This window comes from Klebsiella planticola (assembly GCF_000783935.2).
In the GTDB taxonomy this organism is placed as follows: Bacteria; Pseudomonadota; Gammaproteobacteria; order Enterobacterales; family Enterobacteriaceae; genus Klebsiella; species Klebsiella planticola.
The window spans coordinates 3,839,064-3,859,502 of sequence record NZ_CP026047.1; the positions used below are offsets into that span (position 1 = coordinate 3,839,064).

At 50.9% G+C, this 20,439-nt stretch carries 22 protein-coding genes, 1 tRNA gene and 1 pseudogene; 11 read left to right on the forward strand and 13 right to left on the reverse strand.

Annotated elements, in window-relative coordinates; translation table 11 throughout:
- Nucleotides 1-82: 82 nt before the first annotated feature.
- Together phoQ and phoP are read right to left on the reverse strand one after the other, a co-directional pair.
- Complete coding sequence (phoQ, locus tag MC50_RS18490; protein ID WP_032688317.1) at nucleotides 83-1,549, reverse strand: two-component system sensor histidine kinase PhoQ; 1,467 nt, start codon at nucleotides 1,547-1,549, stop codon at nucleotides 83-85.
- Complete coding sequence (phoP, locus tag MC50_RS18495) at nucleotides 1,546-2,220, reverse strand: two-component system response regulator PhoP (RefSeq protein ID WP_032688316.1); 675 nt, start codon at nucleotides 2,218-2,220, stop codon at nucleotides 1,546-1,548. Before phoP ends, phoQ begins: the two co-directional genes overlap by 4 nt.
- Nucleotides 2,221-2,584: 364 nt before the next feature.
- Between phoP and MC50_RS18500 the strand changes: the two genes are divergently transcribed.
- Nucleotides 2,585-2,872, forward strand: a complete 288-nt coding sequence (locus tag MC50_RS18500; protein WP_032688315.1) for a hypothetical protein — start codon at nucleotides 2,585-2,587, stop codon at nucleotides 2,870-2,872.
- Nucleotides 2,873-2,997: 125 nt separating this feature from the next.
- Here MC50_RS18500 and purB read toward each other — a convergent pair whose 3' ends face one another.
- The 5 genes from purB to rluE are packed head-to-tail and all read right to left on the reverse strand — an operon-like array spanning nucleotide 2,998 to nucleotide 7,365.
- Complete coding sequence (purB, locus tag MC50_RS18505) at nucleotides 2,998-4,368, reverse strand: adenylosuccinate lyase (RefSeq protein ID WP_032688314.1); 1,371 nt, start codon at nucleotides 4,366-4,368, stop codon at nucleotides 2,998-3,000.
- Nucleotides 4,369-4,371: 3 nt separating this feature from the next.
- On the reverse strand, nucleotides 4,372-5,013 hold the full coding sequence (gene hflD, locus MC50_RS18510; RefSeq protein WP_004860640.1) for a high frequency lysogenization protein HflD: 642 nt from the start codon (nucleotides 5,011-5,013) through the stop codon (nucleotides 4,372-4,374).
- A gap of 59 nt (nucleotides 5,014-5,072) precedes the next feature.
- Entirely contained in the window at nucleotides 5,073-6,179 is a 1,107-nt protein-coding gene (gene mnmA / locus MC50_RS18515) for a tRNA 2-thiouridine(34) synthase MnmA (RefSeq protein WP_032688313.1), read from the reverse strand.
- Between the two features lie 56 nt (nucleotides 6,180-6,235).
- Nucleotides 6,236-6,694: an NUDIX hydrolase gene (locus MC50_RS18520; RefSeq protein WP_032688312.1), complete on the reverse strand. Its 459-nt coding sequence runs from the start codon at nucleotides 6,692-6,694 to the stop codon at nucleotides 6,236-6,238.
- Nucleotides 6,695-6,714: 20 nt separating this feature from the next.
- The gene (gene rluE, locus MC50_RS18525; protein WP_047664671.1) at nucleotides 6,715-7,365 is read right to left on the reverse strand and encodes a 23S rRNA pseudouridine(2457) synthase RluE; all 651 of its coding nucleotides are present in this window, start codon (nucleotides 7,363-7,365) and stop codon (nucleotides 6,715-6,717) included.
- Between the two features lie 233 nt (nucleotides 7,366-7,598).
- Between rluE and icd the strand changes: the two genes are divergently transcribed.
- The 3 genes from icd (at nucleotide 7,599) to MC50_RS18540 (ending at nucleotide 10,042) form a co-directional block, all read left to right on the forward strand.
- Nucleotides 7,599-8,849, forward strand: a complete 1,251-nt coding sequence (icd, locus tag MC50_RS18530) for an NADP-dependent isocitrate dehydrogenase (RefSeq protein ID WP_032695751.1) — start codon at nucleotides 7,599-7,601, stop codon at nucleotides 8,847-8,849.
- A gap of 337 nt (nucleotides 8,850-9,186) precedes the next feature.
- Entirely contained in the window at nucleotides 9,187-9,651 is a 465-nt protein-coding gene (locus MC50_RS18535) for a hypothetical protein (protein WP_047664672.1), read from the forward strand.
- Nucleotides 9,623-10,042: a hypothetical protein gene (locus MC50_RS18540; protein WP_047664674.1), complete on the forward strand. Its 420-nt coding sequence runs from the start codon at nucleotides 9,623-9,625 to the stop codon at nucleotides 10,040-10,042. The genes MC50_RS18535 and MC50_RS18540 overlap by 29 nt, the downstream gene beginning before the upstream one ends.
- A gap of 203 nt (nucleotides 10,043-10,245) precedes the next feature.
- On the opposite strand, the gene MC50_RS18545 is transcribed toward MC50_RS18540, so the two are convergent.
- Nucleotides 10,246-10,800 (reverse strand): hypothetical protein, encoded by a 555-nt coding sequence (locus tag MC50_RS18545; protein WP_052135790.1) that lies wholly within the window; start codon nucleotides 10,798-10,800, stop codon nucleotides 10,246-10,248.
- A 483-nt stretch (nucleotides 10,801-11,283) separates the two neighbouring features.
- On the opposite strand from MC50_RS18545, the gene MC50_RS29255 reads away from it, so the two are divergent.
- On the forward strand, nucleotides 11,284-11,520 hold the full coding sequence (locus MC50_RS29255) for a colicin E1 family microcin immunity protein (RefSeq protein ID WP_223306668.1): 237 nt from the start codon (nucleotides 11,284-11,286) through the stop codon (nucleotides 11,518-11,520).
- A 177-nt stretch (nucleotides 11,521-11,697) separates the two neighbouring features.
- Here the strand turns inward: MC50_RS29255 and MC50_RS18565 are convergent, their stop codons facing one another.
- Both MC50_RS18565 and MC50_RS18570 read right to left on the reverse strand, forming a co-directional pair.
- Nucleotides 11,698-11,952: a GrxA family glutaredoxin gene (locus MC50_RS18565; RefSeq protein ID WP_072025005.1), complete on the reverse strand. Its 255-nt coding sequence runs from the start codon at nucleotides 11,950-11,952 to the stop codon at nucleotides 11,698-11,700.
- 119 nt (nucleotides 11,953-12,071) lie between these two features.
- A pseudogene (locus tag MC50_RS18570) lies at nucleotides 12,072-12,476 on the reverse strand (PhoH family protein); the annotation flags it as partial.
- An 88-nt stretch (nucleotides 12,477-12,564) separates the two neighbouring features.
- Here MC50_RS18570 and MC50_RS28550 point away from each other — a divergent pair.
- Entirely contained in the window at nucleotides 12,565-12,756 is a 192-nt protein-coding gene (locus MC50_RS28550; protein ID WP_127913564.1) for a hypothetical protein, read from the forward strand.
- A 342-nt stretch (nucleotides 12,757-13,098) separates the two neighbouring features.
- On the opposite strand, the gene MC50_RS18575 is transcribed toward MC50_RS28550, so the two are convergent.
- Nucleotides 13,099-13,172, reverse strand: a tRNA-Asn gene (locus MC50_RS18575).
- A gap of 177 nt (nucleotides 13,173-13,349) precedes the next feature.
- Here MC50_RS18575 and MC50_RS28555 point away from each other — a divergent pair.
- Complete coding sequence (locus MC50_RS28555; protein WP_127913563.1) at nucleotides 13,350-13,583, forward strand: hypothetical protein; 234 nt, start codon at nucleotides 13,350-13,352, stop codon at nucleotides 13,581-13,583.
- Between the two features lie 72 nt (nucleotides 13,584-13,655).
- Here the strand turns inward: MC50_RS28555 and MC50_RS28675 are convergent, their stop codons facing one another.
- Complete coding sequence (locus tag MC50_RS28675; RefSeq protein ID WP_165457310.1) at nucleotides 13,656-13,805, reverse strand: hypothetical protein; 150 nt, start codon at nucleotides 13,803-13,805, stop codon at nucleotides 13,656-13,658.
- Between the two features lie 218 nt (nucleotides 13,806-14,023).
- Here MC50_RS28675 and MC50_RS18585 point away from each other — a divergent pair, with 218 nt between their 5' ends.
- Nucleotides 14,024-14,767 carry an MBL fold metallo-hydrolase gene (locus MC50_RS18585; RefSeq protein ID WP_052135792.1) on the forward strand — a complete coding sequence of 248 codons (744 nt, stop codon included), beginning with the start codon at nucleotides 14,024-14,026 and terminating at the stop codon, nucleotides 14,765-14,767.
- 236 nt (nucleotides 14,768-15,003) lie between these two features.
- On the opposite strand, the gene MC50_RS18590 is transcribed toward MC50_RS18585, so the two are convergent.
- Nucleotides 15,004-16,230: an MFS transporter gene (locus MC50_RS18590; RefSeq protein WP_032688303.1), complete on the reverse strand. Its 1,227-nt coding sequence runs from the start codon at nucleotides 16,228-16,230 to the stop codon at nucleotides 15,004-15,006.
- 362 nt (nucleotides 16,231-16,592) lie between these two features.
- Between MC50_RS18590 and MC50_RS18600 the strand changes: the two genes are divergently transcribed.
- The 3 genes from MC50_RS18600 to MC50_RS18610 all read left to right on the forward strand — a co-directional run bounded on the left by MC50_RS18600 (nucleotide 16,593) and on the right by MC50_RS18610 (nucleotide 20,092).
- Entirely contained in the window at nucleotides 16,593-16,958 is a 366-nt protein-coding gene (locus MC50_RS18600; RefSeq protein WP_127913562.1) for a hypothetical protein, read from the forward strand.
- Nucleotides 16,959-17,391: 433 nt separating this feature from the next.
- A complete protein-coding gene (locus MC50_RS18605; protein ID WP_032700264.1) occupies nucleotides 17,392-18,030 on the forward strand; it encodes a LysE family translocator in 639 nt (212 codons plus the stop codon).
- 517 nt (nucleotides 18,031-18,547) lie between these two features.
- Nucleotides 18,548-20,092 (forward strand): sensor domain-containing diguanylate cyclase, encoded by a 1,545-nt coding sequence (locus MC50_RS18610; RefSeq protein ID WP_032700262.1) that lies wholly within the window; start codon nucleotides 18,548-18,550, stop codon nucleotides 20,090-20,092.
- Nucleotides 20,093-20,439 lie beyond the last annotated feature (347 nt).

A 20,439-nucleotide genomic window follows, 5' to 3' on the forward strand; every position in this document is an offset into this window, starting at 1 on the left:
CCATGCTTCAAACTGCCTCTTTGTTGACGGCGATTGTGCTTCGTAGTCACAGAGTTTGCCCAGGCGTGGGAAGCGGGGCGATTCAGCTTTCCGTATCGTCGGGCAGCTGGCGGCCAAAAACCACCTCCATGCAGGCTCCGCCGAGCAGACTTTCGCCGGTGAGAATGTCGCCATCGTATTGCTCAACGATCTCCCGGGCGACGGAGAGTCCCACGCCCTGGCCTGGCCGCAGCGTATCGGCACGTTGCCCGCGATCGAATACGGCAGTCCGCTGGTTTAACGGGATGCCGGGGCCATCATCTTCCACCAGAATATGCAGGTGGTTGTCGTTGGTCTGACGCACGGAAACTTCGACAAATTCCAGGCAGTATTTACAGGCGTTATCCAGCACGTTGCCCATTACTTCCATAAAATCATTCTGTTCGCCGACAAAGCTGATCTCCGGAGAGATATCAAGACTGATATTGACCCCTTTGCGCTGATAAACCTTGTTCAACGCCGAGGTCAACTTGTCGAGCAGCGGCGCAATGGGGTGCAGTTCGCGGCTGAGCAGGGTACCGCCGCTGCGCATACTGGCGCGATGCAGGTAGTAGCCGATTTGCTGCGAGATGCGGCTGATCTGCTCCAGCATGATCGGTTCTGCTTCATTAAGGTCAATCTTTTCGCCGCGCAAAGAACGCAGGGTGCTTTGCAGCACGGCCAGCGGCGTTTTCAGACTATGGGTCAAATCGGTCAGCGTGGTGCGATATTTGTCGTAGCGCTCGCGCTCGCTGGTCAGCAACCGGTTAAGGTTGCTGACCAGTCGGGTCAGTTCGCGGGTGGTATTCGGGTTGAGCATGTCGCGGTGATGCTCTTCCAGCTCGCGGACCTCTTTTGCCAGCGACTCGATGGGGCGCAGGCTCCACCAGGCCGCCACCCAAAGCAGCGGGATCACCAGCAGCAGGTTGGCAACCAGCACATAGATAAACCAGCTCCAGACCATATAAGAGCGTTTCAGCTCGACAGGAATGGTGTCGATCACCACGATGCTCAGCTGCGGCATCTTATCGGTTGCCGGGTAGATATTGATCGCCACCGAGTGGGTCATTTCTGAACCATCATCCTGCTGGCGAAGGGCGTCCAGCTCCTCCTGGAACTGTTGATTGTTGCGCAGCAGCATGCTGCTGCTGTCAACGTCGGACTCGATTTCGTGGAAGCCGTTGCTTTTCAGCCATTCAGGTTGAATACGTTTTGCCAGCCAGGCGACATCGCGCTGCATCCACAGCAGTTTGCCTTTGGCATCGTATATCAACGTAACCGTTGGGCTCTGCATGTTGAGGTTTTCGGGGATATCCACGTCGATGTGGTTGTTTTCCCACCTTGCCAGCATATAGAACAGGTTGCTTTCGCCGCGCAGCAGGCGAAAGGTGGTTTTATCAAAGCTGACGCTGTAGCCCACCAGCGCCACCATGCCGTAGGCCAGCGAAAGCACCAGCACCACTGCCGCCGTCGCCAGCAGAAAACGCACGCGTAATGAAAGCGGCAAAATATGCCGTAGCGGACTTTTCATTCGCGTAGTTCAAATAAATAGCCCTGGCCGCGCACGGTCGTAATGACGTCATGCGGGTGCTGAGTCTGAATTTTTTTCCGCAGCCGCCCCATCAGTACGTCGATGGTGTGACTTTCGCGCAGTTCAGCATCGGGGTAGAGCTGGAGCATTAATGAATCTTTGCTGACGACTTTGCCACGGTTACGAATCAGCGTTTCCATAATGGTGTATTCAAATGCGGTCAGCTTGATGGGCTGTTCGTTAATCGACAGCTCGCGGCGTGACAGGTCAACCTGGAAAGGCGGAATGGAAATAACCTGTGATGCCAGGCCGCTGTTACGGCGCAGTAGCGCCTGCATCCGGGCAGCGACTTCTTCAATATGGAACGGTTTGGTGACGTAGTCGTCCGCACCGGCGCTCAGCACCTCGACTTTATCCTGCCAGCCTTCACGGGCGGTCAATACCAGTACCGGAACCGACACGTCATGACTGCGCCAGCGGCGAATCAGCGAAAGACCGTCTTCGTCGGGCAGGCCCAGATCGACAATGGCGATATCCGGCACGTGTTCACCCAGATAGTAATCGGCTTCCTTTGCATCTTCTGCTGCGTCCACCTGATGGCCTAATTCCTGGAGCTGAACTTTCAGGTGATGGCGCAGTAAAGCGTTATCCTCAACGACGAGCACGCGCATGCCTTTTCTCCCATTTATTTTGGTTTCGAGTAGTGTAGCGCTGAATAGATATACTGAATTTAAACGGCTGTAAATGAAAGGCTTGCGTTATAACTTCACCTGCCGTCCCCATTTTCTGGCCTGCCAGGCCGGTGGAGAGAGGGAGGTAGCGCCAGCGCCCGATATACATCCGGTACGAGAAAGGGGCATACCGTGGGCATATATTGGCAAGTTTATCTTCGTGTTTCCACTTCGACGAGCATTGTGCTGATAATTTGGTGGGTCTGGCCAGGATGATTATCCGTCAACGACCGGGCAACTAGCGAATGATCGTATATCCTTAGTGATGATTATCTCTGCATCCCCCCACACATGGAGTTCACGTATGAGACTGAATGAGTTGAAACGCGCTTCGTTGATGCTAACCACATGTTTAACCTTAGTTTTTTGTTCATCAGCCCTGGCAGAAAACCCCGCCAGCAGCACGTCAGAAAAACAGGCGGAAAAAGAGCAGCTAAAAAATCCGGATCACATCATCGATGACTGCAGAGCCGTCAGCGGTGCACAAGTGAAGGAGGGGTGTAAAACTCAGGCTGAGTTAAAAAAACATGAAATGAAAAATGAGGCAAAAATGAAAAGCGGCACATCGATGGATGATGTGACGAAAAAGTGAACTAAGGCGCGTGACGGGCACGGTCATCGCCCTGACGAATTGATGGCCGGAATGATTCCCGGCCATCTGTTTCTCTGCATTCACGCACTCTCCGCCGATTCACGGAGGAAGGTGAGACAAAGCGATTACTTCAGTTCGTCAACCATGGTGGTCGCGCGACCGATGTAGTTGGCCGGCGTCATGGCTTTCAGGCGAACCTTCTCGTCTTCCGGCAGCGGCAGGCTGTCGATGAACTGTTGCATCCCTTCCGCGTCCACGCGCTTACCGCGGGTCAGCTCTTTCAGCTTCTCGTACGGTTTTTCGATGCCGTAGCGGCGCATCACGGTCTGGATCGGCTCAGCCAGCACTTCCCAGTTATGATCCAACTCGTCCAGCAGGCGATCGCCGTTCAGCTCCAGTTTGCTGACACCTTTGAGGGTCGACTGATAAGCAATCAGCGCGTAGCCGATACCGACACCGAGGTTACGCAGTACGGTTGAATCGGTCAGGTCGCGCTGCCAGCGGGAAACCGGCAGTTTGCTCGCCAGGTGCTGCATCATGGCGTTAGCCAGGCCGAGGTTACCTTCGGAGTTCTCGAAATCGATCGGATTCACTTTATGCGGCATAGTGGATGAACCGATTTCACCGGCGATCGTCTTCTGCTTGAAGTGGTTCAGCGCGATGTAGCCCCACACATCGCGATCGAAGTCGATCAGGATGGTGTTGAAGCGGGCGATGCAGTCGAACAGCTCGGCAATATAGTCATGCGGCTCAATCTGCGTGGTGTACGGGTTCCACTGGATGCCCAGCGAGGTAACAAACTCTTCACTGAACTGGTGCCAGTCCACTTCCGGATACGCCGCGATGTGGGCGTTATAGTTACCCACCGCGCCGTTGATTTTACCCAGAATCTCCACCTGGTTTAGCTGACGATACTGACGCTCCATACGGTAAGCGACGTTAGCCATCTCTTTACCCATTGTGGACGGCGTGGCCGGCTGACCGTGAGTTCGGGACAGCAGCGGTACATCGCGATACTGAACCGCCAGCTCTTTCACCGCGTCGATAAGCTTGCGCCAGTACGGCAGAACCACCTCATCGCGCGCGGTTTTCAGCATCAGCGCGTGGGAGAGGTTGTTAATGTCTTCGGAGGTGCAGGCGAAGTGGATGAATTCAGATACCGCATGCAGTTCAGCGATATCGGCCACTTTTTCCTTGAGGAAATACTCTACCGCTTTCACATCGTGGTTGGTGGTACGTTCGATGGTTTTGATGCGCTGCGCATCTTCAACGCTGAAGTCGGCAACGATTTTATCAAGGAAACCGTTTGCGTCAGCAGCAAAAGCAGGAACTTCCTTGATCGCTGCGTGCGCGGCTAACTTCTGCAGCCAACGTACTTCGACTTGTACACGGAATTTCAGCAAACCGAATTCGCTGAAGATACCGCGCAGCGCGCTGACTTTATCGCCGTAGCGTCCATCGACAGGGGAAACGGCGGTCAGTGAGGATAATTCCATAGATCACAACTCCGGGGTTAAATGAGCAAGAATTTGTTTTGCCTGGTTAACCAGACGATTACGAGAAAACATGAGCTGCATGCGTCCGCCGCCCACCTGGTGCCAGAGCACGGCGGCACGAATGCCTGCCAGCAGCGAGGCGCGGACCTTGGCCTGAACCTGCGGGCTCTGCAACACGGCGGGGGAGCCGGTCACCTGAATACGCGGGCCCAGCGGACTGATGACGTCAACGTAGATCCCCGCCATGGCGCTGAGCAGCGTTTCTGATTGCAGATCGAAATGCTCCAGCTGACGGCGCAGGCCGGCGATGCGGTTGCCAAGGGTATCCATCGCCCCTTTGCTCCCGTCAAGCTTACGCTCAAGCACCATCAGGCTTAAGGTGTAGCGGGTCAACTCAGCATTGAGACCCTGGCGGCTGCCGCTGTTGAGTACGCCAAGCAGCGTTTCCAGCCCGAGGCGAAGATTGGCTTCACTACCACCGAACACCGCCAGCGTTGAATCCGGGTTGAGATCGATGATGCTGTTCAGCGACACGTGCAGGGCATCGCTGTCGCAATGGCCCTGGTGCGCCAGCTGCTGAACCAGACGGGCGGCCTGGCAGATGCCCGCCAGCGCCAACGTGATGTCATAATAATTCTTCGCCACACCTACTCCTTGTAAACCGTCGGGGAGGGTTTTGTCTCACCGGCGGTAAAAACTGTCTGTCAGGACTGCAGCGGCAGACGCTGCTCGATCACGCCGCCGCCGAGGCACACTTCGCCAAGATAGAAGACCGCCGACTGGCCCGGCGTCACCGCCGCAACCGGTTCGTCAAAAAGTACCTCGATGCGGTCGTCATCCAGAGCTTTCACGGTGCACGGAATATCGGTCTGGCGATAGCGGGTCTTCACCGTGCAGCGCAGAGTGCCTTTAACCGGCTCGCGATCGACCCAGTGCAGCTGTTGGGCAATCAGGCCCCTGGACATCAGACGCGGGTGGTCGTGGCCTTGAGCTACGACCAGAATATTGTTTTCGACGTCTTTATCAACAACGTACCACGGGTCCTCGCTGCCTTCTTTGGTGCCGCCGATGCCGAGGCCTTTACGCTGGCCAAGGGTATGGTACATCAAACCCTGATGCTCGCCGATTTCGTCGCCGTCAACGGTGACGATTTTGCCCGGCTGAGCAGGAAGGTAGCGGCCGAGGAACTCGCGGAATTTGCGTTCGCCGATAAAGCAGATCCCGGTAGAGTCTTTTTTCTTCGCGGTGATCAGATCCAGATCCTCGGCGATCTTGCGCACCTGCGGCTTTTCCAGCTCGCCAACCGGGAACAGGCTCTGGGCAATCTGCTCATGGCTAAGGGTGTACAGGAAGTAGCTCTGATCTTTGTTGCCGTCCAGGCCGCGCAGCAGCTGGCTTTTGCCGTTGACATCGGCACGGCGCACGTAGTGACCGGTCGCAATATAGTCGGCGCCCAGATCTTCTGCTGCGAACTCCAGGAAGGCTTTAAATTTGATTTCTTTGTTGCACAGAATGTCCGGGTTCGGCGTGCGTCCGGCTTTGTATTCAGCGAGGAACAGTTCAAATACGTTGTCCCAGTACTCTGCGGCAAAGTTAACGGTATGAAGCTCAATCCCGAGCTTATCGCAGACGGCTTGCGCGTCGGCGAGGTCGGCAGCGGCGGTGCAGTATTCCTCACCATCGTCTTCCTCCCAGTTCTTCATGAACAGGCCTTCTACCTTATAACCTTGCTGAAGCAGCAACCAGGCAGAAACAGAGGAGTCGACGCCGCCGGACATGCCGACGATCACTTTTTTTTGGCTTTCTGACATTGGAATATTCACCACATTGAACTTCAAGGCGGCATATTCTAGCACGCACGAGCGGCTCAGGCACCCCCCAGGAGCGGCCAGTTAAACGCACCAATTAATGACAGCGGGTAGCGCGGGTCCTGTTGATAGCTGCGGATGCTTTCAGCAACCAGCTGGGAGCGCAGATTTGGCGCAGTCAGGATCTCATGCGCACTCAGCCACAGGCAGCGGTCGATATCGCTGTCATGCGGCTGCGTGGCGCACGTATCGTTAAGTTCGATGGCGAACAGGAAGCGTAAAAACGGCGTATTGTCCGGCGCAATCCACTGGTGCATGCGGATAAAATGCTGCGGCGTGGCGCGAATGCCGGTCTCTTCCCACAGCTCTCGCTCGGCGGCCTGCACCAGCGTTTCATCTGCTTCGAGGTGTCCTGCCGGCTGATTCCACAGCGCTTTGCCGTTGATGGTTTCCTCAACGATCAGAAATTTGTCTTTCGCGTGTACGACGCAGGCGACGGTGACGTGCGGTTTAAACATACTTCCCGTTCCTTGTGTGATTAGCCGACCTGGCGCCACTCGCCGTTGGCCAGTCCGTCGAGAGTATAGCCGCCCATGGCGTAACGAATAAGCCGCAGTGTGGGGTAACCTACGTGTGCGGTCATGCGTCGCACCTGACGGTTGCGTCCTTCATACAGGGTGATTTTCAGCCAGCTGGTGGGTATGGATTTGCGTTCGCGGACCGGCGGGTTGCGGGGCCACAGCCAGGTCGGTTCAGCGACCCGCTCAATGCCAGCGGGCAGGGTAGGACCATCGTTGAGCGTGATGCCTGCGCGCAGCGCGGCCAGCGCATCTTCTGATGGCAGGCCTTCAACCTGAACGTAGTAAATTTTGCCGGTGCGTTTGCCGGGCTGAGTCAGCGTGGCCTGCAGCGCGCCATCGTTGGTCAGCACCAGCAACCCTTCGCTATCGCGGTCAAGACGACCCGCAGCGTAGACCCCGGAGACTGAAATAAAATCTTTCAGCGTGCTGCGTCCGGCTTCATCCGTAAACTGCGGCAACACATCGTAGGGTTTATTGAACAAGATCACGCGTTTTGGCGCGTGTTCTTTGCGTTGTCTGGCGACTTGTTGTGAGCTGAATCGCTCAACGCGATGTTTTCTAAATGAAGTTTTCTGCATGGTATTTTCAGATCCTGACAATTGCCGCATTATAGCCTAATTACGAATGCCTTTCATGGACGCAAACATTCAGGTAGTATTGACATGCTCATCACAATTTTTTAACAAAAATATTGCTCAAACTGATTCGCGCTACTAGAAAGCGGCACGGACGCGAATCTCCGGTTAGCGGGATGACCCGGTGGCGGAGTGGGCGGATAAAGCCAACGCTCGGTTAGTGTGAAAAGGAAGAGCAGAACCAGAAGCGCTCGAAGGAGAGGTTAATGGAAAGCAAAGTAGTAGTTCCGGCGGAAGGTCAAAAAATCACCCTGCAAGATGGCAAACTGAATGTCCCTAACAACCCGATCATCCCGTTTATCGAGGGTGATGGTATTGGTGTTGACGTGACTCCGGCGATGCTGAAAGTGGTGGATGCCGCCGTTGAGAAAGCCTATAAAGGCGAGCGTAAAATTTCCTGGATGGAAATTTACACCGGCGAAAAATCGACCCAGGTGTATGGCCAGGACGTCTGGCTGCCTGCCGAAACTCTTGATCTGATTCGTGACTATCGTGTTGCTATCAAAGGCCCTCTGACGACGCCAGTTGGCGGCGGTATTCGTTCTCTGAACGTTGCGCTGCGCCAGGAGCTGGACCTCTACGTCTGCCTGCGCCCGGTTCGTTACTACCAGGGTACTCCGAGCCCGGTTAAACACCCTGAGCTGACCGACATGGTTATCTTCCGTGAAAACTCCGAAGACATCTATGCGGGCATCGAGTGGAAAGCGGACTCTGCTGAAGCAGAAAAAGTGATCAAATTCCTGCGTGATGAGATGGGCGTGAAGAAAATTCGCTTCCCGGAACATTGCGGTATCGGCATCAAGCCGTGCTCTGAAGAAGGTACCAAACGCCTGGTTCGCGCGGCTATGGAATACGCTATCACCAACGATCGCGATTCGCTGACCCTGGTACACAAAGGCAACATCATGAAGTTCACCGAAGGCGCGTTTAAAGACTGGGGCTACCAGCTGATCCGCGAAGAGTTCGGCGGTGAACCGATCGACGGCGGCCCGTGGCAGAAGGTTAAAAACCCGAATACCGGTAAAGAGATCATTGTCAAAGACGTGATCGCCGATGCCTTCCTGCAGCAGATCCTGCTGCGTCCGGCGGAGTATGACGTCATTGCCTGTATGAACCTGAACGGCGACTACATCTCTGATGCTCTGGCAGCTCAGGTTGGCGGTATCGGTATCGCACCGGGCGCGAACATCGGTGACGAATGTGCGCTGTTCGAAGCGACCCACGGTACAGCACCGAAATATGCTGGGCAGGATAAGGTGAACCCGGGTTCTATCATTCTGTCCGCTGAGATGATGCTGCGCCACATGCAGTGGTTCGAAGCCGCAGACCTGATCGTTAAAGGCACCGAAGGCGCTATCGCCGCCAAGACCGTGACCTATGACTTTGAACGTCTGATGGAAGGCGCTAAGCTGCTGAAATGTAGCGAGTTTGGCGACGCGATCATCGCGAATATGTAATCAGTGATGGCTGATTAAAGATAAAAGGGAGCCTCATGGCTCCCTTTTTTACGATCATTCAAAATCTTTCCCCAAAACTGGCTTAAAATCATACTGCTTTTTGACCTACAACGAGCCAGTCTTTATCCCGGTCATATGTCGGAAGATCTCTAAAAGCGAATGGTTCGTTTTGCAGGGATATTTACAATTCCATACCTACCAAGTATGGAATCATAAAAAGGGTGATTTTTAAAAATTAATCATTCTGCCAGTGTAATAGGCTCTCATTTTATTGGTAAATTTTGATCGTAAAATACTGTGGTTTAGCGTTAAACTATGTAAAAAGGAAATTTTTTAGATGGTTACACAGTTTAGAACCATGAGGTTCTCGGCTTACTCTCGTGTCCATACGGCTATTTTTTTCTCAAATGGCCATGAGTACGAGCTGAACTTGCAGAGCATTTCAGAGTTCAATCTAGTTGATTCCTCAGTGATTTTCCCAGAAGGCTATATTTTTAGTCCTAATGGGTGCTGGGAAATCTCGTTTGATTTAGCGGAAAACCTGGCAAATGGAACCTATTTCGAGCGTCCAGAGTTAGGTGCAGTAAGCGCTGTAAGCGTCGTGAGGACAGTTGAAAGAGCTATTCTTGACCACTATAATGAATTCAAGACTGGAATGTACGTTTTTTTGCCGGATAATGACAAATTAGAAGCTGTGTACAAACGACTTATCGCAAGACACTTAGGACACGGCTTCACAATAGAAACTGGACTGGATCCTGACAGGAGGGGTTATGTCTTACGAACGCCAAAATGCTACTAAACGTTCTGCGTCAATGCAGGTTGCGTTGGATAGACGTGCAGCTCGTATGCTCCGTGCCCGGGAAGCCCGTCTAGAAGGCAAAATGGATGACGCAACGAAACAAGATGTTGACGCCAGTCTCGCCACACTTAAAGAAATGAGAAAACTGAGCGTTATTGAGCCAGCAACAGCCAAACTTTTTGGCGATCTCAAATTCCTTAACGCACATGCTGCAGCAAAATACACGGTAATAAAAAGCGGCGGTATCAAATATAACGCCGAAAGTGATATGAAAGTCGTTTTGGTCAATCTCGAACGTGGACTTGAAAAACCCTTCGATCCCAAAGAATTAAAAGTTGTCACACCATATATATCGAACCCCTGGCATGCTTACGAAAAGAAAGTTAAATAAAGCCCCAGATGGGGCTTTATCATTTATCGAAACCAAATTCATCCTTCTCTCTGAGCAAGGGGCTATCGCGGTCCTGTGCCATTTAGGAATGAGCATTTCTCAGGCACTTCATTATCCTTCTTTTGTGTAAATACAGTCATGCATCTCACCTTTTTAATTATTATAACTCGAACGTAAAGATGATCTGCTAAAGGAAAAGGTTATTATATTTTTACACCTATCTGCTTCAAATACTCATCCCCTACCAGCATGGGCCTATAAATCAGACCCGTAACATCATCAGCTTTCTTTGCGATAAATATTCCGGCATTTTCAGGCTGATTATTATTAATAGCAAACGTTGTACTAAGGGTCAAGTCTATGATTTCATAGCTTGGAAGTGTTAGCCAGGCGTGAATGTCCATTGTTGGAGAGTGGTGCCCATGAATTAGCTTATGTTGTATATCGTGCTCTGTAAATTCATATAAATTAGATTCTTCAGAAGAGGTGGTTTCGACCCAGCCCAAAGTTAAAAAAACTGGTAGGGAAATACATTTTTCAATATCATCACGAGCCATGAAATGAATAAATACGCATTCGTTGGCAAGTTGTCGAAACCCCAGCTCTGGTTTTATTACCTGAGTGAGAGCCTTCACTATTTTTCGCATATTTTTATCATTAAGTATCCTACGATTTTCCATTTCTATAAATGGTATCCCATCGCTCAAACCTAATCGTTCTGTTCTTGCGATAGCATCTGCCCATTCATCTTTATACATGCTGTGTGCTCCGTTATATTGAAAAGGCTCCCTTATGGAACCTTTTCAAGTTACAGCGTCATAGCTAATGTTGCAAGTTCATTGTATCCGCCAATCGGATCGCCCTCAATGAAGATTTGCGGAACCGTTCGAACCGGTTTCCCTACCAGCTTACTAAGCGCAGCTGCATCAATACCGGCTTCAACAAAGTTGGTAAACGCTTAAAGAAATCTTGTTTGACCATCTTCGTAATATGTGAATTCTCATATTGAGAGCAATCGGCAGTTTTCGAAGACCAAACGATGTGTTGTAAAACGTAGTAGGAGCGGATACTTACTCATCGTGATATGATAGCTTTAATGGTATATGAAGGGATCATAGATGATGACCTTAAAATATTATTTACGGTACTGCTTATGGGGATGGTGTGGATATGGCTATCTGCTCTATTTTATAGTGCGCGATATGAATAACGGGCACATTTTTCCTCCCTATGCTCCTTATATGTCATTTGTGGTTGCATATCTTGTTTTAAGCGCCTCCCTGTACCCATTCTCATATTATACTTCGGAGAAATTAGCCCTTAAGATAATGACCAAAGACTTTTGGGATCGTCACATTGGCGTGAACAGCGGTGTATTTGGCATGTTCGTTATTGTGTGGTTGTTCTGCATGCCGCTGTCTGTACCCTTATTTATTGTGTATTTATGTATACGCGAAAAAGCTAGAATAAGTACCTAAAAATATAAAAATCTCGTAATTGCATCACGCTACGTCTGATAATGGCATGGAACTGCTGGTAACTACGGGGTTGTTAATTTCTGGAAGGCTGCCGCGTATTTGGCGATGTCGCTCATTTTGACTGGATCACTGGCTGTTTTGTGTGCCCAAAACGGCCCCAAACAGAGCCGTATTGTATTACAGAGTGCTTGCGAAAGCAGCAAATTCTGTGTACCCGCCGGTTGGAACATCGTCCAAAAACACCTGGGGAATGGTTTCTACCAGCTTCCCAACCATGTCACTCAGCTTTTGTTTATCGATCCCTTCAGCGATAATGTCAACATACGGGTATTCGCCGTATCCATGGCCCTGCAGCTGCTTTGCCAGCTCAACGGCTCGATTACAGAAGGAACAATTATCTCGGCCATAAATTACAAAATTATTTTTTTCAATTGCTTAGCGTCGATGGGTTGGGGGGGCGGCCGATCTCTGAACTTGCTGGTTAGTAGTAGGCTATACCGAACGGCAGAGGTAAGAAGTCTTTCTCGGTTTCCATATCAATCATATTTTCCTTACAGATAGGCTTGAAGCGCCACTTTACACAGCTCAGATCGCACGCAATCTTCGGCCGTGAACTCAACGAGGACAACCTGACGGGACGGTTCGAACCGCTCCAGTGAGTCCTCAAGGCCGGATTTAACATTACCTGGCAGGTCACATTGGGTTACATCACCATTAACGATGACCGTTACGTTCTCTTCCATCCGGGTCAGGAACATCTTCATTTATGACACTGTCACGTTTTGGGCGTCATCGAGGATGACCACAGCATTTTCGAACGTGCGACCGCGCATGTATGCGAAGGGCGCGATCTCCACTTTGGCCACCTCTGGCTTTAAGCAGTATTCGAGAAATGAGCCATCTAGGCGCTTCTGTAGCACATCGTAGACGGGACGAAAGAACGGAGCGAACTTCTTCAAAAGGATAAAGCTAGTTATCTTTTTGGTGTGTTCAAACGACAATTCCCTATAGGAAAAGGTATGAAATTCTACTAAGGTGGGAGATATGTCAAATAACATTGTCTATAAAATAATCAGTGGCTCAGATTGGGAGTGGGCGGAAGATTATATATATCTATATGCAGAATATGTTGTAGCTTGCGAACCAGGCCGACAATGTCAAGTAGGTATGGGAGTATTTATTGACGGAGAACCAAGAGGAGAAAAAATACGTTTTTCTGGCGCGGAGACTTATTAAAGTGGTATTAGTCGGTGCTCTGTATTTCCGTGTTGACGATGGCAAAGGCCCATGCAACATGCCTTTACTCAAAAGGATAACCAACCGCTCTCATGGACATGGTGAAAATTGAAAAGGCCCAGAAAAATGGGCCTTTTCAATAACAACATCGCTTTCGCAATGGGACGGTTTTCAAGGCCTCTTGGGCGCCATGCTCCCTATCCTCCGTCCAGATGCTTATCTTATGGTTGCTTCAACGAGCTGCAATTCATCACAACGGTAAGGGCATTCAGGGAAAGAGAACCGTCGCGAACAGCCAAAGAGCGCGCCTTCCTTACTGTCGTCCAAATACCCTTACCGTTGTGGCGAGGTGGGCGGATTTGAACCACCGATCCGTTGATTAACAGTCAACCGCTCTACCACTGAGCTACACCATCTAAGGTGGACACCGTCAGCCTCTGTCGATTTACGGACTTGTGGGGCTGTATCGCCGATTCACCGGTGTCGTTCGCAGCAGTCCTATCAGCAATTGATAGGATTTCTGTCACTTGTGCTTTACGTGTTCACCAAACGCTTGCAAGCCACATGGCGGAGACGATCTGCGGGCTGGTGTAGTGAGCGTTTCGGGGGGACGCTATAGCTGCACCCATCTCGGCCGGTTGCAGAATGTCATTCAGCTCGGCGACTTCCTTCGCCCAGCCGCTGGTGGCCGTACCATCCGTGCGGGCAAACGCTTCCTGGATGCCGCTCCAGCCTACGTATTTGGCGAGCACGGCCTGTCCGTCGCCTGCCGGTTGCCGATCTCCAGCTCTTTCAGCAGTCGGATGGCGGCAATGTTATCGCGGTAATTGGCCTTTTTCCCGCCCTGCCTATGCTGGCGGGGTCGATGGTGAAGAGGTCGGCCGGTTTTTCCTGCGCGGTCAGTCCTGATATTGGGAGGGGCCCTCGTCCTCGTCGTAGAGCGGCATCGCCAGTACGTCCCTCAGCGCCGCACTGCAGAACGGCTCTCTGTCCTGCTTGTCCTTCAGGACCTGTTCTTCGGGCGGAAACAGGTATTTCTCGCGCGTCATCTCCCACGCCTCGTGTTAGTAGAAGCCCGCGTTCTCCAGCTAGTCCATCTCCTCGGACGTCCACATTGCTGCGTCCTGAAGGGCGTCCTCTAGCGTCCCGGCCTTCTTCATTTCTGCGAATTTAGTTGGCTGGAACTCTGCCCAATGTTCTCGGGCTTCATTAATCCAATTTTGCAGCATTACCATTTGATACTGTTTTCAGGGAGGAGATCACCGGTATGCAACCCCGCGCGGGGCTCTGTATTCTGCTGGATGACGGAGACAGCCGGATACTGTTTGATACCGGCCCGGATGAAACATTTATCCGCAACGCCCGGCTGATGAATGAACCTTTGTCGAATCTGAGCGCGGTGGTGCTATCGCACGGCCACTATGACCATATCGGCGGCGTCAACTGGCTCAATTCAGGTACCAGGATTATCTGTCATCCTGACGTTGTACGGGAAAGATATGCCTGTGTACGAGTCCCCGGTAAGGCAATACCGGTCAAAAAGCTTTCACGCCACCTTAATTTCACCGGCGAAAATGTGCTGTTCAGTAAAGGCCCGCACGCAGTGGGAAAACGCTTTACCTGGACAGGTGAAATTCCCGTCGAAAAGCCCGTTGCATATGGTATTACCGATGTCCGTACCGGAGCACTTGATTATGTGCCTGATGAAGGGGCCCTTATCTGGCGCTCCTCCCGTGGCCTGGTCATTATTACCGGATGCGGTCACCGTGGGCTGGAGAACACGATTCGCCATTGCCGGAATATTACGCCGGAAGAGAATGTTTATGCCGTTATCGGCGGACTGCACCTGCGTACCGCGTCGCCATTAAAACTGATCAATCTTATGAAGTTTCTCAGGGAAATAAAGCCTGAAAAAATCATGGGATGCCACTGCACGGGACGATGGGGCAGACTGTGGCTTAAGGATAAATATCGCCTTTCCTGCGGGGATACACTCTTTTTTGACGCATAGCACCTTTCTGTCTTGCCGGTCATCCCGGCACATCTGTCTACGGGAGGGAGCATCTGTGTATCAAATCAGCAGCCCTGCTAAACACGCGTAATGCGAAAACAGCTACTGCATACCTTGATCATTTGCGGCTCGCCGCGTCCGCATAATGCTCACCTCATGCTTGCGCAAGTGGCACCTCCCCAACACTGAAACTGACCGCCAGCCGAATATGTTGCATTTGGGCGGCGCGAGCGGATTTAAGAACCGTCTTCAGCACTCCGCGACGCTGTCGCGCGTTCTTTCCTGACAGCATGACCATACTGCCAGGTGGATACCAGACATATCAGTAAAACAGGTAACATCATCAGGCCCAGCAGTTTCCAGCCCAGCAATGCCAGCATCACCCCCGCCCCTGATGTGGCGATCGCGGAGAAAATAAAGCGGCTGGTTTCGGCCAGACCCTGCGCTTTTTTTCGCTCATGATCACGATAAGAGAGACTAAGCAGCGTAGAACCGCCCACAAACATAAAATTCCATCCGACCCCCACCAGAAGCAGACTTAAGCCGTAAGCCAGCATCGTTTCCCCGGTCAGGTTAACCATGATGGCTGACATGTTGAGAGCGATCCCGGCATATAACAGCACGGTGATCCCCACTTTTCGTATCAGGAGACCGGTAAACAGTGAAGGGACATACATTCCCAGCAGATGCAGCTGAATTACCAGGGCGCCATCATTCATTGAATGGTGGTGCGTAACGGAGAGAGGGGCCGCCGTCATGAGAAAAAGCATCACCAACGAGCCAACGACCAGGTGAAACCAGGCAGTACGATAATCCGGACGTTTCATTAGCTCCCGGCTGGTCGGTGACCGTACCGGGGGAGCCGCGGTGTCCGGAGCAGAGGGATATTTTTTTGATCGGCCGAAGAACAGCGCCAGATTAAGTGCCGACATAATACCCAGTGCCGCCACCACGAGATAAACACCGGCAAAGCGAGGTAGCCCGGGAACATCCCGTGCAATAATCGTCAACAGTGGCCCGAGGATTGCCGCCACAACACCGCCAATCATGACCAGAGAGATAGACTGCCCCTTCACTTCCGGCGGGGAGTGATCGGCGGCAACCAGGCGATAGTACTGGCTGAAAGCCTGATAGACCCCCACAAGAAAGCAGCCGGTGCAAAAAAGTAAAAAACTGCCCTTCAGCACAGCGAGAAAAGACAATAATCCGCCCGCTGTACCGCATACAGACCCCAGCATAAACGCGAGTTTTTCGTTTCCCCGCCCGATCATGCCGGCAGCAAACAGACTCGAGAACGCGCCGGCAACAGTGATGAGCGCAAATGGAACGGTGGCCAGTTCATCAGACGGGGCCAGCTGATAACCCACCAGGGTGGCAATGGTCAGGTCAACAGAGACAGCACAGGTAAAAAACAGATTACTGACCGCAAGGATAGCGGGTATACGGCCTGGTATGTATCGCATGATGCCCTCCTGGAGGGATGAACTTAACGGAAGTCAAGCGGCGGCTCCTGAGCCTAAGTCTCATGGAGTGGACCGGGAAGAGCAAAGAGAAGCGGTTGCAGGCGGGCGTCTTTCTCAACGCGAAGCTCCTTGTATACATTTTTAAGATTCCATTCGTCATTCGTTCACTCAGGACGCTATATGTATTGCCTCTCCATGACGTGAGTAATAAATAAAGCAAAAAAGGTGCCATAAAAAAAAGGGGGGGACCTGTTATTCATGGCGCTTCTGCACCGTCCGCAAGCAAAGTTATCATTCTCTGGTGCAATGAGCTTAATTACATAATGTTATTATTAATTATAAAATAGATAAATTGTTTACTGATGTCGGTTTTAAATTTAAAAAAGTCATTGAGAGCGTGTGGCGGCCATGCCATAAAGTTCAGCAGTAATAAAATGTATCCGAAGCCAACCGGTTTCGCGGTCATTTTCGTTGCCATGCGTTCCAGTCTCAGCCTACACGGTATGTCCAGTAAGGCCTTGAATGAGGATGGTAAAATACTGCGGGAGATCGTGTTGATCTCCACCGCATTTAAGCACGAAAAATGCCGGATGTTTACGAGCATCCTGAAAGCGGTTCTCAAATCGGCAGCGGCAGAACGCTGTGCCTGTAGCGCCATGACCTCATTGCTGGCGCGATCGCGACTGCGCGGGCCGCAAAGAAAAATTCAGAATATCCTCCTGCAATAACGGTCTGTCAGGCTTAAATGCAGTGATTTTTTCGGAGGTTGCAATAATCAATAACATAAAATATGAGAATGAAACCCGGGTCATTTATCATGCCTGGTCCAGAAAGAGACTTAATTGTCACTTCTTGTGCTTGAAATATCATCAAATGGTGCAAAATTTGAATGATATTAATTTTAATTAATTGATGTATAAAGCATTAATAAAATTTGATGACAAGAATAAAATGTTACTATAGAGTAAATTTTAGTATATTAATTGCCGTGTTTTATCATGAATACGGCTGAAAAAGAGGGTCTGGCGCCGGTGGGAAATTTACGCTGCCAGTGAGTGCCTGTCAGATAGCACCTTATTTGTCGACTCATCATATCGGGATAATTCCCGCTGATCTTACCGGGGGGCAGAGGCACCCCTGCACCTGACAGGATATCCCCTCATGCAACAGATCGCTTTTTATATTCTTATTGCCAGCCTGACCATCGCCAGCCCCGGTCCGGGCGTTTTATTCACCCTGACGAACACCCTGAACTATAACTTGCGTCATGCCATGGCCGGGATCATCGGTGTGGCCGCAGGAATGGGGGTGATATCGATCGTCGCGGCCAGCAGTGTCGGGGTGATCATTACCACTTCCCGGTTGGCCCTGCTGGCAGTGAAAATCATCGGAGCCGCTTACCTGATTTATCTCGGGAGCAAATTATTCCGTTCACTACCCCGTGCGATGAATAATAACGCGGCCATACCGGGAACCGATGTCGCGCCATCCGCCAGTCAAAGCTTTCGCCAGGGTCTGCTGATTTCTCTGCTGAATCCCAAACCCATCGTCTTCTTTATGGCGCTGTTCCCGCAGTTTATTAACCCGCAGCAGCCGTTTGTCCCCCAGTTTTCGATACTATCGGGTATTTTCTGTCTTTTGGTGATCGTCATCCACACGCTTTACGGGCTTTTCGCACACTCCGTAAAGATGAAGATGTCTTCCGGTAATCTCTTCAGTAAACTCAATAAAACCGGCGGAGTGCTGTTCATGTGTTTTGCTGCAGGCCTCATTATTTCCGCCCTGCAGCCTTACATTTGAACCTATGCTCCCTTATTCCCCCATGGAGTCGTTAAAATGGATATTTTTGTTTGCTATCGCTGATTACTCTGGGCACCAATCTTCTTGACCCCCTCAGATTGCATATCCCGACTTTGTGGGGGGAGTGGGCTGGACTCATCATGATAAACCGTGGTTACCGGGCGATAACGTTCCCGAACATAGCCCGCTGACCCTGGCCGTATGCCGTGACGCTGGAACTTATTAAACCGGGTACAGCGACGCAGAATGTGACGCCGGAAGAGCACCGGCTGATAACCAGGAAAGCGCAACTATCAAAAAGGGCATGAAGCTAAAACAGGTGTAGTGGCAATACCGGCTCAGGTATTTGCTATCATCCCCACATGGACACGTGAAGGTTGTCTATGAAGGCAAAACAGCAGCAATGAAAATCCTGTCAGAAGGGAAGCCCATAGTGGGTTGCGCCGGCTACGTAAGATACTTTTCCTGCGGGAAATTGACGGCGGGTCGCCAGGATGTTCTGAAATACAGGTGAAAAATGTTTCAAAAAAAACCGTTTCTCCTCTCCCTGCTTATCGCTCTCTATTCAGGGGGAGTTATCCTGACAACTTTTCTTCTCCTTGGCGGTATCTATTTCTTTCAAAAGAAAGAAATAGAAGATTCTCTCCTTGAGAGCAACCTGGCCTACGCGATGAAAATTGCTGATACGACAGACCGGTATCTGGCCATGGCCCAACGTGAATTAGCCTGGACAGCTTCTGAATTACATAGCACCGATGCATCCGTGGCCAGGTATGAGGTAGAGCGTCTGCGACTCCGGTCAGCCGTATTTAACTCTGTTGGGGTTGTTGACGCTAAGGCTGCGATTATTGCCACTTCACCTTACCTGCCCGCACTGACCGGCGTCAGAGTACATTCCGCAGCAAGCCAAAATGCTCTGGCTGTTCAAAAACCGCTGATTTCTGGTCCATTCACGTCGATTGCCGGAAATGACATGATAATGCTCTCGCATCCACTCCGTTCGCCGGATGGCCACTATCTGGGCTATCTCGGCGGAAGTATTTATCTGAAAAAACAGAGTATGCTCAGTGATATTATTAGCCTTCATTTTTATAAAGATAATGTATCTGTAACTATTGTCGATCGCGATGGCAAAGTTATATTCAATACTGCTCCCACGATGACCAGGTCGCCCGTCAATCTCACGCCACAATTGAAAACGTATATGAGCAACAACTTAAACGGTTCTTTTGCCGGACGAGATTATTTGGTTGGCTATGCGGGTCTTAAGAAATCTAACTGGAATATTATTGTGTCGACGCCGTCAGAGGTTGTCACCAGTATGTTGTTCAATACGGTGAAGAAAATTTCCGGACTGGTGCTGGCTATCCTGTTCTTTATTACGACAGGGGTGGCTTTTCTGTCGTCACGTATCGCAAAACCACTGGAGCAGCTTGCGCGGCTGGTTCAGACCAATGACAGTCTCACGTCGCCAGAGAAACTCTCTTCCATCAGGGCCTGGTACCAGGAAGCTTATTTACTCAGAGAGGCGATGGAAAAACGTTTTCGTTTAGTTTCTGCCCAATTTGCAGCGCTCAGTGATGAGGCGATGACAGATCCTTTGACGGGTTTGTATAACCGGCGTGGTTTCTATGAGCAATTAACTTATATCAAGAACCTGAAAAATCAGTGCGCGATTGCAGTAGATATCGATCATTTTAAAGCTATTAACGATCGGTTCGGACACAGTACGGGTGATGACGTGCTGGTTCATACGGCGGATTTACTCAGACTGACATGCCGAAAAGAGGATGTTATCAGCCGCTTTGGTGGAGAGGAGTTCGTTATCCTTTTGACGGAAACCACGCTCGCCGGGTCTGCTGCGATAGCCGAGCGGATCCGCCAGGTCATATCGGCTACCGAGTTCTCTGAGGCAGGGCACCTTACGGTCTCGATCGGTGTTGCGGGGCTAAAAGATTATGAGGGTGACTACGAGCGACTCCTCATGGCAGCTGATTCCGCGTTATATCAGGCTAAACGACAAGGACGAAATAGAGTCGTGGTCAGTGGGCATAGCCAATAGCCATGATGGTCAGAAGTGAATGCGCTCAAATTGTGAATGTTCGGTTTTGCTTTATGAACAGAGGCTTGCCGGCCCGGATTTTACCAAAAGTGGTTCTCAGACAATAAAATGTGCGATTTTCCCAACGGCACATTACCAGATTGCTATCTGGCAGACTGGACAAGGAAATCCAGATATCTACGTTCTCAATTTTCAGCCGCTTTGTCGGCTGAAAGGTTCGCAGGTAAGACTAATCTGCGGATTCTGCTATTGTAAAGAATTAAGATGTGGAACAACTACCGGTAGGAGATAACCGATACGGCGGATACGAGCAGCTGTTGCTGAACTGCTCGAGTAATTCTTGCCTG